Source organism: Rhizobium sp. CC1099 (assembly GCF_029714385.1).
In the GTDB taxonomy this organism is placed as follows: Bacteria; Pseudomonadota; Alphaproteobacteria; order Rhizobiales; family Rhizobiaceae; genus Rhizobium.
Window position 1 is genome coordinate 1,862,030 of sequence record NZ_CP121641.1, and the last position, 15,672, is coordinate 1,877,701.

Here is a 15,672-nt window from a genome sequence, read left to right on the forward strand (position 1 = left end):
TCACTACGATACTATTAGACTAGGTTTATGGTACGCGCCTTTGCTGGCCAAGTGGATAGTGGTAATGTTTTGATACCGTCCGTTTGAAAAAGCGGCTATCTACTCTGAAATGACATGCTTATCCGTCCGTCGGCTCGGATGGGAAGGTCAGAGGCAAAGGTTGGAATCCGGACGCGGCACTGTCCGGGAAATGCGGCTGAACCGGCTGAGATGTAACGAGGCGTAACCGAATGGCGAACAACAAGTACAGCGAGTCGATCGAGGACAAGGCGTTCAAAGCATTGGACGAAGCTCTCCAGATCGACTTCAGCCAGCAGAAGGCGCCGTCTCGCGGCGCTAAAACGCCTGACGCCCCGGAGGCCAAAGTGTCCGACACGCCATCTGCCCGCAGCAATCAGCAGGACCAGGATGAGAGCCAGCGCCGCCGCGGCCGCGGCTCCAGGGCGGAGCAGGTGGCTCGCGCGCCGGCGCTGGCCGCGGCGAACGATGCAAACCGCATGACGGCCGCCTCCATTCTGAAATCGCTAGACGGCGGCTCGACGCGTTCGGCCGTGCGCAACGCCACGCTCTTCTCGCTGCTGTGGATCGTCGGCGGCGTCGGCCTGATGGCCCTGCTCTACTCGCCGCAGATCTGGCAGATCCGTTCCGTTACCGATCTCGCGGCCCTCCCCGGCGTCATTGCCGGCATCATCGGCATCATCGTGCCGGTGCTTCTGTTCTATGCCTTTGCAATCATGATCTCGCGCGCTCAGGACATGCGCAACGCCGCCCGCTCCATGGCGGAAGTGGCACTGCGTCTCTCCGAACCGGAAACGATCGCATCCGAACGCATCATGACGGTCGGCCAAGCCGTTCGCCGTGAAGTCTCCGCCATGAACGAAGGCATCGAGCGCACGATCGCGCGCGCTTCCGAGCTTGAAACCCTGGTTCACTCCGAAGTTAACGCGCTTGAACGCAGCTATGCCGATAATGAACTGCGCGTGCGCGGCCTGGTTCATGAACTCGGCTCCGAGCGCGAAGCGATCGTCAATCACGCGGAGCGCATCCGCAGCTCGATCGTCGGCGTCCATGACCAGCTGAAGGAAGACCTTTCGCTCGCGACGGAAGAGATCGCCGTACGCCTTGCGACGTCAGGCGAAGCCTTCGCATCGATGATCGACACCCGGGCTGCGACGCTGACGGAAAAATCGGAAACGGCGATCCAGTCGCTCGGCTCGCTTCTCGCAGCCAAGACCGACTCGCTGCTGCAGACACTGACCTCCTCCGGTTTTGCGCTGGCACACGAATTCGACACGCGCCTGGAGTCGCTCACCTCCAACCTCAATGATCGCGGTGAGCAGTTGCTCAGCCAGTTCGAAACGCGTGCCTCCACTATGGACAGCAGCGCCGAGAAGCTGAATGCGGCGCTGAACGACCGCGCCCGCCAGCTGAACGAAATCCTGATTGCCCGCACCCGCGAAATCAACGAAAGTCTGACCGGTGGCGAACGCGAAATCACCGGCACGCTCGACGACGTGCTTGCCAAGCTCAACGCGTCGCTCGACGATAAGAGCGCAAGCTTCCGTCAAAGCCTGCAGTCCAGCGCCGACGACGCCATCATGGACCTCGACCTGCGCTCCGGCTTCTTCGACGAGCGCCTGCAGGCAACCGTCGCCCAGATGTCGACCGCGTTCGACGAGCGCGTGGCGGAATTCACAAACGCCTTCGACAAGCGCGCTGGTTCGCTCGACACCAAGCTGATGGAAAGCCTCGCGCGCATCAACGAGACGCTGGCCGGCGGCTCGGAATCGATCGACGGCATCCTCAATTCCAGCATCGAGCGCCTTGGCGCCTCGATGACCGACCAGTCCTTCGCGCTGGCGACTGCGCTGAGTACGGGTCAGGAAGTTCTCGAAAGCTCTCTCGGCAGCAAGGTCGACGAAATCTCCAACGCCCTTTCGGCCCGCACCAGCGAGATCACCTCTGCCCTGCAGTCTGCGAGCGGCGGGATTTCCGAGGCGCTCGCCTCCAGCGTTTCCGAGCTGCATGGCAGCCTTTCGGCCCGCAGCAGCGAGATCACTTCTGCCTTGCAGTCCGCAAGCGGCGAGATTTCTGAGGTGCTCGCCTCGGGCGTCTCCGATCTGCATGGCAGCCTTTCAGGCCGCACGAGCGAGCTCACCTTCGCGCTGCAGAGCGCAAAGGATGAAATTTCTGAGACGCTGGCGTCCGGCACCACCGATCTGCGGACGAACCTTTCGAGCCACACCGGCAAACTGACCTCCGCGCTCAAAAATGCTAAAAGCGAGCTTTCCGAGGCTCTCACATCCGGCACTTCTGAGCTGCAGGCGAATCTTTCGGGCCGGACCAGCGAATTGGCATCTGCTCTGCAGAACGCCACCGGTGAAATTTCGCTAGCGCTCGCAACCGGCACGTCCGAACTCCACAACAATCTCGCGGCGCGTTCGACGGAATTCCGCGAGACGCTGCTGTCGACCACGTCCGACCTCACGGCTGCCGTCTCCGCCGGCACGGAGCAGATAACCTCCGCATTCGGCCGCGCCGACGAGCTCAACAACGTAATCTCCCAGCGTGCCGCGGCGATCACCCAGGCCCTGGATTCCGCCCATGAACGCATCGACGGTGTCATGGCGGAGCGCAGCAGCGCACTCGTCAGCGCGCTCTCGAGCAATCACGACCGCCTGGCCGACGCCCTCGACGAAAAAACGATGGCGCTCGCCATATCGCTCGACGATAGCCAGAGCCGCTTCGACAGCGCACTTGAAGCCCGCACCAACGCACTCCTCGATACCGTTGCAGGTGCTGAGGCCCGGGTTGCCGGCGCCTTCACCGACAAGGCAGAGGGAATCCGCAGCGCTTATACCGACAACCAGGAACGGCTCGAACGGTCGCTCGGCGAACACGTCGCAGCGCTCTCCTCGACACTCTCCAGCAGCAACAACCGCCTTGAGTCGCTGACGGGCGAAGCAGCCGCACGCATGGAATCGCTTACCAGCGAAGCTGCCGCCCGCATCGACGGCAGCCTTGCCTCCGCCCATGATCGCATCCGCGCAACGCTGGACGACCGTGCGAACGCGATCAGCCTTTCGCTCAGCGACGCCCATGCGCAGCTCAGCGATACGCTGTCCGAGCAGACGACGACCATCGGCGCCTCGGTCGCCGCAAGCGCCAGCATGCTCGAAATGTCGCTGGAAGATCATGAAGCCTCCATCCGCCAGACGATCGACGGCAGCGCCAGGTCGCTCGAAGAGCGCCTGCGTGAAGGCGCCGGCCAGATCGCCGGCCGCTTCCAGGATGCGGCAAGCGAAATCTCGCGCTCGGCCGAAACTTTCTCCATGCACCTCGATCAGTCGATAGACGGTATGACCGGCCGTTTTGCTGAAACCGGTTCGCGCGTCGAAGCGGGCCTTGCCGCTCTCGAAAACCGCATCCGCGACGGAGTCGGCGGTGTCGCAACGCAGGTGGATGCCGCAGGCAGCCGGCTTGCGGAAACACTTAACGACAGCATTTCGCAACTGCGCGAACTCGGCGACGATGCCGCCTTGCGCGTTACGACTGTCCTGGAAAGCACGAGCGATACGCTTACCGGCGCGATCGATGAGCGCACGGCAAGCCTCGCCGGCGCCATCGATGAGCGCACAGCAAGTCTCGCAGCTGCGATTGGCGAGCGGACTTCGGCTCTGACTGCCGCTGTCGATGAACGCGCTGCAAATCTCACGATGACGATCGACGATCGTGCCGCAAATCTCGCAACGTCCATCGACGACCGCACGGCAAACCTTGCGCAGGCGATGCATCGCGGCAGCGAGCATATCGACGAACGCCTGTCCACCATGGATCGGGCGCTCACTCTTGGCCTCAACGCCGTCAATCAGACGATCGAAGGCAAGGCCGCCGGCCTCGCCTCGACGCTGCGCAGCGCCGTCGCCGATGCTGCCCAGGGCATGGATGCCGAAGCCGCACGCACGGCCGAACTGATGGCCCGCACCGGCCAGCAGTTCACCGAAGGCCTCGACCAGAAGAGCGGCGAGTTCGCGCGTGCCATGGACGAGCGCTCCGAACAGATCGTCGGCCGCGTTTCCGAGGCGCAGAACCGCCTCGCGAGCCAGGCAGCCGCCGTCGCCCAGACCTTCTCCGAGGCCGGCAATGCGATCGTCAACAAGGTCGCCGAAGCCGAAACGCTCGTCAGCGGCCAGGTGAATGCCATTTCGCAGGCTCTCTCCGAGGCCCAATCCTCGCTGGAGAACCGCGGCGACGCAATCCGCTCGACGATCGCAAGCGCCAGCGAAGGCATCGCCACGACCATGTCGAACGTCGACAGGGCTCTCGAAGCCCGCAGCAGCGCGATCCGCTCCGGTCTAGAAGAGCGCGCACGCGAAATTGATGCGACCTTGACCGATGTCGAAAAGGCACTCGAAGCCCGCGGCCATACGATCCGCTCGACGCTCGACGAGCGCACCCGCGAGCTCAACTCCATGCTCGCCGGCCGTTCTTCCGAGCTCTCGCGCCTGATCGACGAAACCGCGCATCCGATAATCGAGCGCTACACGGAAGCGGGCAAGGAGGCCGCGGCCCGCATCGCCGCCGCAGCCGAACAGAGTGCGGACCGCCTGCGCGCCGAAAACGCAGTCCTGGCGAATGCGATCGCGGCCCGCACCGAGAGCGCTTCCACGGCGGTCAATGCTATTGAAACGAGCCTGCTTGCCAACGTCAACGCACTCATCGAGCGCCTGTCCGAAAACAGTGCCTCGATGGCGATGATGATGAACAGTGCGGCCGAAGATCTTGCCACTGTCGACGGCCGCCTCGGCGAGACCACCTCGCGCTTCACCGACTCGGCGTCGAAGGCGGCGGAGATGGTTTCCGCCTCGACCCGTCTTCTCGAAGGCAAGGTCGACCGACTCTCCGACATATCGGGCCAAACGCTGGCGCAGGTCGGCGGCATCATCGGCCGCTTCGACGAGCACTCGAAGGTCCTAAGCCAGGCTTCAAACCTGCTCGCGGCTGCGCAGTCGAATCTCGTCTCGACACTCGAGGAACGCGAAGGCGCCCTGCAGAGCCTCTCCGTCGGCCTCGTCCAACGTTCCGAAGAGATTGAAAAGACGATGCGTGCCCTCTCCGGCATGGTCGAGAATGCCTTCGAGCGTGCCGAGCAGCGCTCCAACCAGGTCACCGGCAATCTGCGCCAGGGCGTGCAATCCTCCTTCGCCGATATCGGCCGCGTGCTTTCGGAGACGGAAAAGCGCGCCGAGGAAGCCGCCGAAGCGATGCGCAGCTCGATCGTCAAGGCTGGCGAAGAAGCGAGCGCAACGATCGAAGGCACCTTCGACAATGCCGAACGTCGCTCGAACGATCTGGTGAACCGCCTACGCGGCGGGCTGACCGCGTCGCTTTCGGATGTCGAGCGAATGCTCGGCGAGGCAGGCCGCGCATCGGACGGTGCTGCCCAGCAGCTCCGCGAATCGCTTCGCGAAGCCGTCGAGGAAGCGGTTGCCCGCTTCTCCGGCGCCACTGACGAAATCCGCCGTTCGGCCGGCGATATCCGCAAGGAACTCGACATGACGCGCAGCGAATTGAAGCGCGGCGCATTCGACCTTCCGGAAGAAGCCAAGGAGAGTGCGGCCGCCATGCGCCGTGCCGTTGCCGAGCAGATCAAGGCGCTGCAGGATATTTCGCAGATCGTCAGCCGTTCCACGCAGCAGCTTGAAGTCTCCGAGCCGGTCGCCCGCGCCGCCGCACAGGCCCAACCCGCTCCGCGCCCGGCGCCTGCGGCCCAGCAGCCTGGCCCGGCGCCCGCCCGCCAGCCCGTCGTCGAAGACGGCGTTGCGCTCCGCGGCACGATCGCTCCGCCGGCGGCCCCTGCGCCGCAGCGGGCCGCGCCTGTACCGGCCACGCCTGCCCGTCAGGAAACCGGCGGCTGGATCAGCGACCTGCTGCGCGGCGCCTCGCGCGATGAAGCCGCCGAGGAGGCGCCCGCTGCACGCACGGCAGCCCCGAGCGCCCAGCCCGCGCCGGCACAGCAGCGCAGCGCCGATACCCGCAATCCGCGCCACGTCGTCGAATCGCTGAATTCGCTCTCGGTCGATATCGCCCGCGCGATCGATCACGACGCCTCGGTCGATCTGTGGCGCCGTTATCAGCGCGGTGAACGCGACGTCTTCACCCGCCGCCTCTACACGTTGAAGGGCCAGCAGACCTTCGACGAGATCAAGCGCAAATACGATCGCGAACCGGAATTCCGCACCGCCGTCGACCGCTACATCGCCGATTTCGAGAAATTGCTTGCCGACGTCGCCCGCACTGACCGCGACCGGACGATTACGCAATCGTACCTGACGTCGGATACTGGCAAGGTCTACACGATGCTGGCCCACGCCGCAGGCCGCCTGAGCTAACGGAAGCAAAGCTGACGATTGCTACAGGAAGGGTCGCCCAAAGGCGGCCCTTTTCATGTGCTTTTTACGGGACGGCCGTTCTGTAGCAAAGCGGATAACGGATCGTCCAACCACACCCTGGCCTGATGGCTGAGTGTGATGGCCATGGAAGGAGAGATCTATGCGCGTCCAACTCGTCATATTTGCCGCCGCCGCGATGACAACCAGCATGGCGGAGGCAGGAAGCCAATCGTCGAACACAAGCTCGAACAGGTCATCCAACAGCGGCGTCGTGCGCGAGCGGATTGTCGATACCTACTGCGAAGACGGCTTTTGCCAGCGCTACGTCCGGCACCGTGTATATCGCGACGACTGGCAGAGTGGCCATGAACGCGAACGGCGCCGCTATCGCGACCCCTATTATGAAGATGATGACGATTGAGCTCACTGCAGACTCGAACTCATCCGTTCGATCCAGCGTATTTTCGACCGTAGTTCATGGACGCAATGTACAAAGTTTCCGGGCCGCCGATTGGTGAATCAAATGCTGGATGGATGAAGAACGAGCAGGCGAAGCCCGACACCTCCTCTTCGCAATTGTTGCCATTAACATCTTCCCCCGCTTGCAAGCGGGGGATTTCCGAGGGGGCGCGAAGCTCCGCCGATCGTTATCGCTTCAACGGAGAGCCGCTGCCCTTCCTCCACGATCATAGACGCCGTGTTCCGACGCAGGATGTTGATTGCAGCATTGTGGTCGGCATGGGCGCGCAAGCCGCATTGGCAACAGCGGAAAGACGCTTGGCTTTCGCGGCTTTCCCTGTCCACGGCTGCGCAGGCCGAACAGGTCTGCGAGGTGTGGCGGGGATCGACCTTGCACAGGTATCCGCCCCGTTCTTCGAGCTTGTAGGCCAACACGGTTTCAAAGCCGTGCCAGCCTTGTTCGAGGATCGCCCGGTTCAGGCCCGCCTTCTGGCAGACGTTGGTTCCGGGCGCGTCCATGGTTCCCCTGGCGCTGCGCGTCATGTTGCGCGTGGCGAGGTCTTCCAGGGCTGAGAACAGCATGACGGTTCCAGGCGAGCACATCCATGCTTCCGAGGTGAAGATCGATGGCGCTCAGCAAGGATATTCCGCAATCTTCACTAGCTCGGCGAACTCATCTCCAGCCTTGAGAAGATCAATGGCCTCATGCAGGTCGAGAATATGTCGCCCCAAGCAGCGACATATGATGGAGAGGTCGACCACGACATTGGAGCGTCTTCGCCGAATCGAAGGCCAATTGAACGGCCCCGAAAACCGGCTCGCTCAGATCGATCGCAGCGTCCAATCGACGATTTCGCCAGTCACCGCTGCAAATGCGCGGTCGAGCGCCTTGACGTAGCCCTGGCTCGATCCGCCGGCGGCGGGAACGGCCGCGCGAAAAACCTTCTGGGCGCGGACCGTACCATTGCGATCGTTGAGGATATTCGCGGAGATTTCGACGACCGCCTGGCCGCCGGCGCTGTTGTCAATCTCGAAGGAGCGGATGTCGGTCACGACCTGGTAGTCGATCGCAAGGCCCTGCCCCGGCTTGCCGACGCCACCGAGCTTGCCGGAGTTTTCGAAGGCCTCGACCAGCTTCGACTGCACGATGCGGGGCAGCCTGTCGCTCCATTGCGAACGCGACAGATACTGGATTTCGGAGGGCGAAACGCGGACAACGATCTGTTCGCTGTCCAGCGCCTTCAGCGCCGTCGGCGCTGGCACGAGGATCTGGCGGCGCTTGGCAGCCGGCCCATCAATGCTGACGGAGGCGGAAAGATCAAAAGTATCGTTCTTGGGCGCCGTGCCGCAGCCGGTCACTGCCAGCGCCATAAGCGGCAAAAGGAACGCCGTCCTTGCCAGCAATGAACGGCGCGCCAACACATGCGATACGGCCATATTATATTACCCCTGCTTCTCAAATATCCATGTCAACGGCGCGTCCGGCCGTCATATTGTTTCACCGTATCGCCACCAAAAATCAGCCGCTGCGGATTCTGATCGAAATTGCTGATCGCACTGTTGAGATTCTGCATGGTCTGGCGGGCATCGTCGACGAGCGACTGCACGTCGCGCAAGCCGCCGCTCGAGAATCGCTGCAGATTGTCCGCGATCGGACCGATCCGGGCGTTGAGGTTGTCCGCCATCTTCTTGAAAGATTCGAGCGTCGCGCGCGCTTCGGTAAAGAGCGACTGCGAATTGTCGGTGCCGAACAGCGCGTCGAGCTTGATCAGGATGCCATCGACGCGCGTCGAAGCCGAGTTCAGTTTGTTCGCCATCTGCGAGACGTCCTGGATCGTCTGGTCGATATCCTTCTGGCGCGCCGAAACCGTATTGGCCACGTCCCGAATGGAGGCGACCGCGACGCGCGCATCCTTCGTCGCCTGCGCAATATCGTCGACCGACCCCTTCACCTTGGCGGGATCGATCTGCGCCACCAGCGTGTCGACGCGATCGAGCGTCGTCTGCGCCTTCTTGCCGAAATCGTTGAAAGTCGTCGCCGTGTCGTTGAATCTCTGGATCGCACCCTTCAGGTCGCCGGAGGCATTCGCGATATCGCGGCTCACCTTTTCGGCATTGCTGAGGATCGTATCGATCTTCTTCGCATCCACCGCACGCACCAGCGCCTCGACGGCCTCCAGCGTAGAATCGACCTTGCCGGAAACGTTGCGCACTGTTTCGGAAAGCTGGCCGACGCTCTGTAGGAAGGAATCGATGTTCCCGGAGTTCTTCGCCAGCGCGTCGGAGAAGGTCTCGGCATTCTGCAGCGTCTTCGTCAGCGGTCCGCGCGCGTCGCGGACAAAACCCTGAACCTCTCCCACCGCATCGTTCGCCCGTTCGAGGATCCTGTCGGCCGTCGCCAGGAGGTTCGTCACGCTCGATTGATCTGCGACGATGACCGCGCGCTTGCCGGTCTCGATGGCCTTCTGCAGGATGTTCTCCTCACCCACCTTACCGCCCGAAAGCTCGATATAGGCCGCACCAGTCAGGCCCTGGATTTCAAGGATGGCCCTGGTGGAAGGATAGATCGGCGCATCGACGCGCACCTCGGTGAAAGCCAGCGAATATTGCGGGTCGTCGGCATCGATCGACAGCGAGGTCACCGAACCCACCTGGATGCCGTTGAAACGCACCGGCGACCCGACGCTGAGACCGTTTGCCGATCCCGGAATGCGCACGACGAGTTCCGCCATGGGACCGCTGCGTCCGTACTCGGCCATCCAGTAGACGAAGCCGAATGCGGCGGCGATCACCAGAACAGTGAAAAAGCCGACGATCGTGTAGTTCGCTTTGGTTTCCATCGTTTCCGGTCACTTCCCGCGGCTGTCGCCAGTGCTTTCGGCACGGCCGGCAGCTGTTTCTTCTTGCGGCACGATCGAGCGCGCGCGCTTTCCCTTGAAATAGGCCTGAACCCACGGATCATCATAGGCCAGCATGTCGTCGATCGTTCCCTCAACCATTACTCGCTTGTGTCCAAGCACGGCAATACGGTCGCAGACGGAAAACAGGCTGTCGAGGTCGTGGGTTACCATGTAGACCGTCAGCCCCAGCGTATCGCGCAGCCGGGCGATCAGTTCATCGAATTCCGCAGCCCCGATCGGGTCGAGGCCCGATGTCGGCTCGTCCAGGAACACCAGTTCCGGATCGAGCGCCAAGGCCCGCGCAAGGGCAGCGCGCTTGATCATGCCACCGGAAAGCTCGGAGGGATACTTGTCCGCCGCATCGGCAGCAAGACCCACAAGCCGGATCTTCAGCTGCGCCAACTCGTCCATCAGCGATTTCGGCAGATCCAGATATTCGCGCATCGGCACCTGGATATTCTCCCTCACCGTCAGCGAGGAAAACAGCGCGCCCTGCTGGAAAAGCACCCCGAGCCGCATGTCGAGCGCGTTGCGCTGGTTTTCATCGAGCTTGTCGAAATTCTGCCCCAGGATCTCGATCGTGCCGGAGCGGCGCGGCAAAAGGCGCAAAATGGTCCGCATCAGCACCGATTTGCCGGTACCCGATGCCCCGACGAAGCCCAGGATCTCGCCGCGGTAGATATTCAGGTTGAGCTTATCGAGCACAATCTTCGGGCCGAAGCCGACGGTCACGTCCCGCGCCGAAAGCACGATGTCCCGCTCCTTCTTCTCACCCAGATCTGACTGCTTCCCGTCCACGCTGAACCCTTAAAAATTGATGGCCGCATAGAACATGGCGAACAGCCCGTCCATGAGGATGACGACGAAAATCGACTTCACCACGGAAGCCGTCACGTGTTGGCCGAGCGATTCGGCGCTGCCTCCGACCTTAAGACCTTCCACGGCCGCGACAATACCGATGACGAGCGCCATGAACGGCGCCTTGATCATGCCGGAGAGCACCGTCGACAGCGTGATCGCCTCGTGCAGGCGCGACAGGAAGGTCGCGAAGGTGATGCCGGAATAGGCCCAGGCGACCGCGGCCGCGCCGAACAGCGAGGCGAAGTTCGCCAGCACCGTCAGAAGCGGCAGCGCGACCGTCAGTGCCACAAGCCGCGGGAAGATCAGCACGCCCACCGGATTGAGGCCCATGACCTTCAGCGCGTCGACCTCCTCACGCATCTTCATCGAGCCGATTTCGGCCGTGATCGCGCTGCCCGAACGGCCGGCGATCATGATCGCCGTCAGGAGCACGCCGATTTCGCGGAGCTGCAGGATGCCGACGAGGTCGACGACAAAGACTTCGGCCCCGAAATAGCGGAGCTGGAAGGCCCCCTGCTGCGCGATAATGGCGCCGATCAGGAACGACATCAAAAGGATGATCGGAACGGCGCGCACGCCCATGTGATCGATCTGGTTGACGATCGAGGCCGGAGAAACGCCGCTGCCGCGCCCGAACTTCATCTGCGCACCGCGCACCGCCGAGCCCAGGATATACATCGCAGCCGTGAGGTCATTCCAGAGGTCCATGGTCATCTTGCCGACCGGCGCGAAGATGCGCTCGGCAATGCCGCTTTTCATCGCAGCCTCAGTCACTTCCTCCTCCGGTTTCTCGGAGAATTCCTCGATCATCTCGTCGATGTGTGGATTGGTGCCTTCAAAACGAACCTGCCGCCCGGCCGCCTCTTCCTGCAGCTTGAGCCGGCAAAGCAGCCAGACACCGGCCGTGTCGATATCCGTGACGCCCGACAGGTCGAGCGTCAGATCACCTTTAGCACGGGTAATCTTCTCGAAGTCGTGGAGGACGAGGTGGATGTTCGCGCTGCGCCAATTGCCTTCGAGATGAACGCGGCGTCCTCCACCATCGGCTTGGTCGTCCACGTGCAGTGAGGCGGCTTTGCGGGTGTCGGGCTTCAAAATGCTTGTGTCTTTCAAGGCTTGCGGCGACATTGCCGACTCGCGAACAAATCGCTCACGCCCGGCGCGTCAATATACCGAAGACACATAGAATTTCCATGCTCGCAGGATTGCAATTATGCCACGCTCGCTCGAAATCCAGATGAATTCCTTCCCCATTGCGGGCACTTTCACGATCTCGCGCGGTGCAAAGACATCAGCGGACGTCATCACCTGCATTCTGACGGAAAACGGCAGGCGCGGCTGGGGCGAATGCGTCCCCTACCGACGCTATGGCGAAACGATGGAAAGCGTCGCCGCGCAGATCGAAGCCGCCCGGCCGCTGATCGAGCAAGGCATTTCAGGCGAAGAGCTGCTTTCGGCCTTGCCGCCTGGCGCAGCGAGGAATGCCGTCGATTGCGCGATATGGGACCTCGAAGCCAAGCTCGGCGGAAAGAGCGTTGCCGAACGCATTGGGCTTGCGTCCGCAAAGCCGCTCACGACCGCTTACACCATCTCGCTCGGCGAACCGGAGGTCATGACAGCACAAGCGCGCGAATATTCTGCAAGGGCGCTACTCAAGGTCAAAGTCGGCACCGGCGACGATGAAAGCCGCATACGCGCCGTGCGCGAAGCCGCGCCTGACAGCACCATCATCCTCGATGCCAACGAGGGCTGGCCCGAGGAAACGCTGGAACATCACTTGCGCATCGCCGCCGAGATGAATATCGCCCTCGTCGAGCAGCCCCTGCCCGCCGGCCGGGACGAAATGCTTGCCGGCATCCCGCGCCCGGTCCTCGTCTGTGCCGACGAGAGCGTCCATCATACCGGCGATCTTGCAAGCCTGCGCGACCGCTACGACGCGATCAACATCAAGCTCGACAAGACCGGCGGCCTGACGGAGGCACTCGTCATGAAACGGGAGGCTCAGCGCCTCGGCTTCCAGATCATGCTCGGCTGCATGGTGGGCACATCGCTCGCAATGGCGCCCGCCGTGCTCTTGGCGCAGGACGCGGAATTCGTCGATCTCGACGGTGCGCTGCTTCTTGCCCGCGACCGGGAATGCGGCCTGCGCTACACCGCTTCCCTTGTCTGGCCGCCCGAGGCCAGCCTTTGGGGCTGAAGGTAGTAGGCGACGAAGACCAGAGACATCCCCAGCACCGCGACGAGTGCCATGACGTAGAAGCTTGCGAGGCCGAGCCAGGCATAGATGTAGCCGGAGGCGAGCGTCATCAGCCCCATGAACATGCCGTTATAGAAGAAATAGGCGCCCTGGGCCGACGATTCCTGCGTCTCCTGTACCGTTGCCACGATCCGCCTCTGCACGCCGGTATGCACGAAGGCGAAGCTGCAGGAATGGAAACACTGCAGCACGAAAAAGCCAACGAATCCCCAGTGCATCGGGAACAGGATCCAGCGGCAGATGCAGACCGCGCAGCCGATGCGGATGAGCGTCCAGGCGTTGAAGCGGCGGTTCAAATGCTTCGAGACGAAGAACACCATGACTTCGGAAGCGACGCCCGCACTCCAGAGAATACCGACCTCCGTTCCCGAAAAGCCGAGGTGATGCCAGTAAATCGAGGCGAAGGCATAAAGAAGCGCGTGGCTCGACTGCTGGATCGCCACGCCCCAAAGCAGCACCAGCAGATGCGGCTGCCGCAGCGAGCTGCCGGTGGCAGCCGGTATGTCGACCGGCGTGCCGCGCCGGCGCGTCGGCCCGATGCGCGGACAGTAGATCGCCATCAGCATCGTCGTGACGAAACCGAAAATCATCACCGGTAGCACCATCGAGCCACCCCAATAGCCGATCATCTCGCCGCCGATCAGGGTCGATGCGATGAAGGCGATCGAGCCCCAGACGCGCATCGATCCGTAGTCGAGTCCCCATCGGCGAACGCCGGAAATGACGATCGATTCGACAACCGGCAGGTAGGGCGCAAAGGTCGCCCCCTGCATGCTGAAAACGATCAGGACTGGCCAGAAACTTGTCGTCCAGCAGAGCGCGACCGCCGTCAGCAGCGACAGTCCGCCGGACCACAACAACACGTCGGCGCGCTCCTTCATTCGGTCGGCGTACATGGCGATGATCGGCGCAACGAGGACGCGCACCACCATCGGCACCGCCAGGATGATGCCGATTTCATGATCGGAGAATTCGTGGAACGCGAGCCAGACGGGAAAGAAGGGAAGAACGACACCGTTGACAGTCAGCGGAGCGCAATAGGACAGGGCGCTGAGCAGCCGGAAACGCGGCGGCGCCCCCTCGCCTGTCGGGGCATTCTGGGCGGGAATCATCGGTGGACCTGCAGGAAACTAGACCTTGCCTAGCACATCAACCCAAGGGCGACTATGGCCAGAAATAGCCTTTCTGAAACGTTTCAAGAAAAAGCTTGTCCCCTTCGCTCACAATCCATCGTAACTAAAAGCCGCTAACGTTTGGGGCCCGCGCAGAGTGTCGTGGATTTTGAGCCAAGCGTCATGCGGCCGTTACCGTTAGGTGGTTCGGTCGCCCTTCCAAGAAAAAGAAGGGGATATACCTGTGTGCCCATATAAGATTCGCCGCCTCGACCGGAATGATGCGTCCTCTTTTAGGGAAATTCGCCTGGAGGCTCTCGCGAACCATCCAGAGGCATTTGGCGCGTCATGGGAAGAAGAGCAGAGTCAATCGGAGGCCCAATTCGCTGACAGGCTCGAGAACGGTCTTGTCATCGGAGGGCTCTCCGATGACGGAATGCTTGCCGGAACGATCGGTGTGTCGAAATCCAAAGGCATCAAGACGCAACATATTGGATCGATCTGGGGAATGTACGTCCGCCAAACGGCACGGGGCACAGGACTCTCACGCTTACTGCTGAGTGCTGCCCTCGACGAAGTTGGCACGATTTTACGCTCGCTCCGGCTCAGCGTCGTGTCGTCCAACGTTCCGGCCATCCGGCTTTACAAATCCGTAGGCTTTGAAGAATGGGCCGTCGAAATCGAAGCTCTAAAGGTGGGCGATACTTATTATGATGAAATTCTCATGCGGCTGGAACTAGGCCCGCGATAGTCGACGCCACGAGCCAGCTCGCTGCATCGCACTAGACACCGTGCTATATCGCTTCAGTATTCACAACAGAAATTCAGGCGGCCTGCGGCTCGAGTTCGCTGTCGCGGTGCTCGATCGCCAGCGGGATGGCTTGAGCGTCGGCTAACGTGCTCCAGGTGATGAGCTCGAACGTGCCGTCCTCATGCTCGGCGATCGCCGTACAGCTCTCCACCCAGTCGCCGGTGTTGATATAGCGCACGCCGTCCATGTCCTCGATCACGGCATGGTGGATGTGGCCGCAGATGACGCCGTCGGCGCCATGCTTGCGGGCTTCGTCGGCCACGACGCGCTGGAACTCGCCGATGAAATTGACGGCATGCTTCACCTGGAGCTTGGCCCAGGCGGAGAAAGACCAATAGGGCATGCCCATGCGGCGGCGGATCGCGGCCAGCACGACGTTGATCTTGATCGCCGTGTCATAGGCCCAGTCCCCGAGATAGGCGAGCAGGCGGGCATTGCGGACGACGACGTCGAACTCGTCTCCATGCAGGATCAGGTATTTCTTGCCATCCGCGCCGTCATGCATCATGCGCTCGGCGACTTCGATACCGCCGAAATGCATGCCGGGGAAGTCGCGCAGGAATTCGTCGTGATTGCCCGGGATATAGACGACCCGCGTGCCCTTGCGCGCCTTGCGCAGCAGCTTCTGCACGACGTCGTTGCAGACCTGCGGCCAGTACCAGCTGCGTTTCAGTCGCCAGCCGTCGACGATGTCGCCGACGAGGAATATCGTATCGGCGTCGTGGTAGCGGAGAAAATCGAGGAGGAAGTCCGCCTTCGCCGCCTTCGAGCCGAGATGCACATCGGAAATGAACAGAGTACGGAAGTGTCGAGTATCCATATTGTCTTTCACAAGCATCTTGCCTGCGTCCTATCGTTCATCTCGCCTTCCAAAATCAGA

At 62.0% G+C, this 15,672-nt stretch carries 11 protein-coding genes; 4 read left to right on the plus strand and 7 right to left on the minus strand.

Translation table 11 applies throughout. The features are described 5' to 3' along the window. The first annotated feature begins 230 nt into the window (after positions 1-230). The gene (locus QA644_RS09585) at positions 231-6,392 is read left to right on the plus strand and encodes a hypothetical protein (protein ID WP_283072161.1); all 6,162 of its coding nucleotides are present in this window, start codon (positions 231-233) and stop codon (positions 6,390-6,392) included. A 160-nt stretch (positions 6,393-6,552) separates the two neighbouring features. Beyond that, the gene (locus QA644_RS09590; RefSeq protein ID WP_074068397.1) at positions 6,553-6,813 is read left to right on the plus strand and encodes a hypothetical protein; all 261 of its coding nucleotides are present in this window, start codon (positions 6,553-6,555) and stop codon (positions 6,811-6,813) included. 164 nt (positions 6,814-6,977) lie between these two features. Here the strand turns inward: QA644_RS09590 and QA644_RS09595 are convergent, their stop codons facing one another. From QA644_RS09595 to QA644_RS09615, 5 genes are all read right to left on the minus strand, one after another. Next, positions 6,978-7,433, minus strand: a complete 456-nt coding sequence (locus QA644_RS09595; RefSeq protein ID WP_283072163.1) for a transposase — start codon at positions 7,431-7,433, stop codon at positions 6,978-6,980. Positions 7,434-7,673: 240 nt separating this feature from the next. After that, positions 7,674-8,288 (minus strand): ABC-type transport auxiliary lipoprotein family protein, encoded by a 615-nt coding sequence (locus tag QA644_RS09600; RefSeq protein ID WP_239598576.1) that lies wholly within the window; start codon positions 8,286-8,288, stop codon positions 7,674-7,676. Between the two features lie 32 nt (positions 8,289-8,320). Beyond that, the gene (locus QA644_RS09605; RefSeq protein ID WP_283072166.1) at positions 8,321-9,691 is read right to left on the minus strand and encodes an MlaD family protein; all 1,371 of its coding nucleotides are present in this window, start codon (positions 9,689-9,691) and stop codon (positions 8,321-8,323) included. A gap of 9 nt (positions 9,692-9,700) precedes the next feature. Continuing rightward, positions 9,701-10,549 (minus strand): ABC transporter ATP-binding protein, encoded by an 849-nt coding sequence (locus tag QA644_RS09610; protein WP_194729820.1) that lies wholly within the window; start codon positions 10,547-10,549, stop codon positions 9,701-9,703. A gap of 9 nt (positions 10,550-10,558) precedes the next feature. Beyond that, positions 10,559-11,725: an MlaE family lipid ABC transporter permease subunit gene (locus QA644_RS09615; RefSeq protein WP_283072356.1), complete on the minus strand. Its 1,167-nt coding sequence runs from the start codon at positions 11,723-11,725 to the stop codon at positions 10,559-10,561. Positions 11,726-11,825: 100 nt separating this feature from the next. Between QA644_RS09615 and dgcA the strand changes: the two genes are divergently transcribed. Continuing rightward, complete coding sequence (gene dgcA / locus QA644_RS09620; RefSeq protein ID WP_283072168.1) at positions 11,826-12,809, plus strand: N-acetyl-D-Glu racemase DgcA; 984 nt, start codon at positions 11,826-11,828, stop codon at positions 12,807-12,809. On the opposite strand, the gene QA644_RS09625 is transcribed toward dgcA, so the two are convergent. Continuing rightward, complete coding sequence (locus QA644_RS09625) at positions 12,761-13,981, minus strand: MFS transporter (protein ID WP_239598571.1); 1,221 nt, start codon at positions 13,979-13,981, stop codon at positions 12,761-12,763. The two genes, dgcA and QA644_RS09625, sit on opposite strands and share 49 nt — an antisense overlap. Positions 13,982-14,225: 244 nt before the next feature. Between QA644_RS09625 and QA644_RS09630 the strand changes: the two genes are divergently transcribed. Continuing rightward, the gene (locus QA644_RS09630) at positions 14,226-14,732 is read left to right on the plus strand and encodes a GNAT family N-acetyltransferase (RefSeq protein WP_283072170.1); all 507 of its coding nucleotides are present in this window, start codon (positions 14,226-14,228) and stop codon (positions 14,730-14,732) included. 73 nt (positions 14,733-14,805) lie between these two features. On the opposite strand, the gene QA644_RS09635 is transcribed toward QA644_RS09630, so the two are convergent. Beyond that, the gene (locus QA644_RS09635; RefSeq protein ID WP_283072171.1) at positions 14,806-15,630 is read right to left on the minus strand and encodes a UDP-2,3-diacylglucosamine diphosphatase; all 825 of its coding nucleotides are present in this window, start codon (positions 15,628-15,630) and stop codon (positions 14,806-14,808) included. Positions 15,631-15,672: the final 42 nt, after the last annotated feature.

Excerpts from the sequence above, each read along its gene's own strand:
- QA644_RS09635 (WP_283072171.1), bottom strand. The coding sequence starts at position 15,630 with ATGCTTGTGAAAGACAATATGGATACTCGACACTTCCGTACTCTGTTC.
- QA644_RS09590 (WP_074068397.1), top strand. The coding sequence starts at position 6,553 with ATGCGCGTCCAACTCGTCATATTTGCCGCCGCCGCGATGACAACCAGC.
- QA644_RS09600 (WP_239598576.1), bottom strand. The coding sequence starts at position 8,288 with ATGGCCGTATCGCATGTGTTGGCGCGCCGTTCATTGCTGGCAAGGACG.
- QA644_RS09585 (WP_283072161.1), top strand. The coding sequence starts at position 231 with ATGGCGAACAACAAGTACAGCGAGTCGATCGAGGACAAGGCGTTCAAA.
- dgcA (WP_283072168.1), top strand. The coding sequence starts at position 11,826 with ATGCCACGCTCGCTCGAAATCCAGATGAATTCCTTCCCCATTGCGGGC.
- QA644_RS09625 (WP_239598571.1), bottom strand. The coding sequence starts at position 13,981 with ATGATTCCCGCCCAGAATGCCCCGACAGGCGAGGGGGCGCCGCCGCGT.
- QA644_RS09595 (WP_283072163.1), bottom strand. The coding sequence starts at position 7,433 with ATGCTGTTCTCAGCCCTGGAAGACCTCGCCACGCGCAACATGACGCGC.
- QA644_RS09605 (WP_283072166.1), bottom strand. The coding sequence starts at position 9,691 with ATGGAAACCAAAGCGAACTACACGATCGTCGGCTTTTTCACTGTTCTG.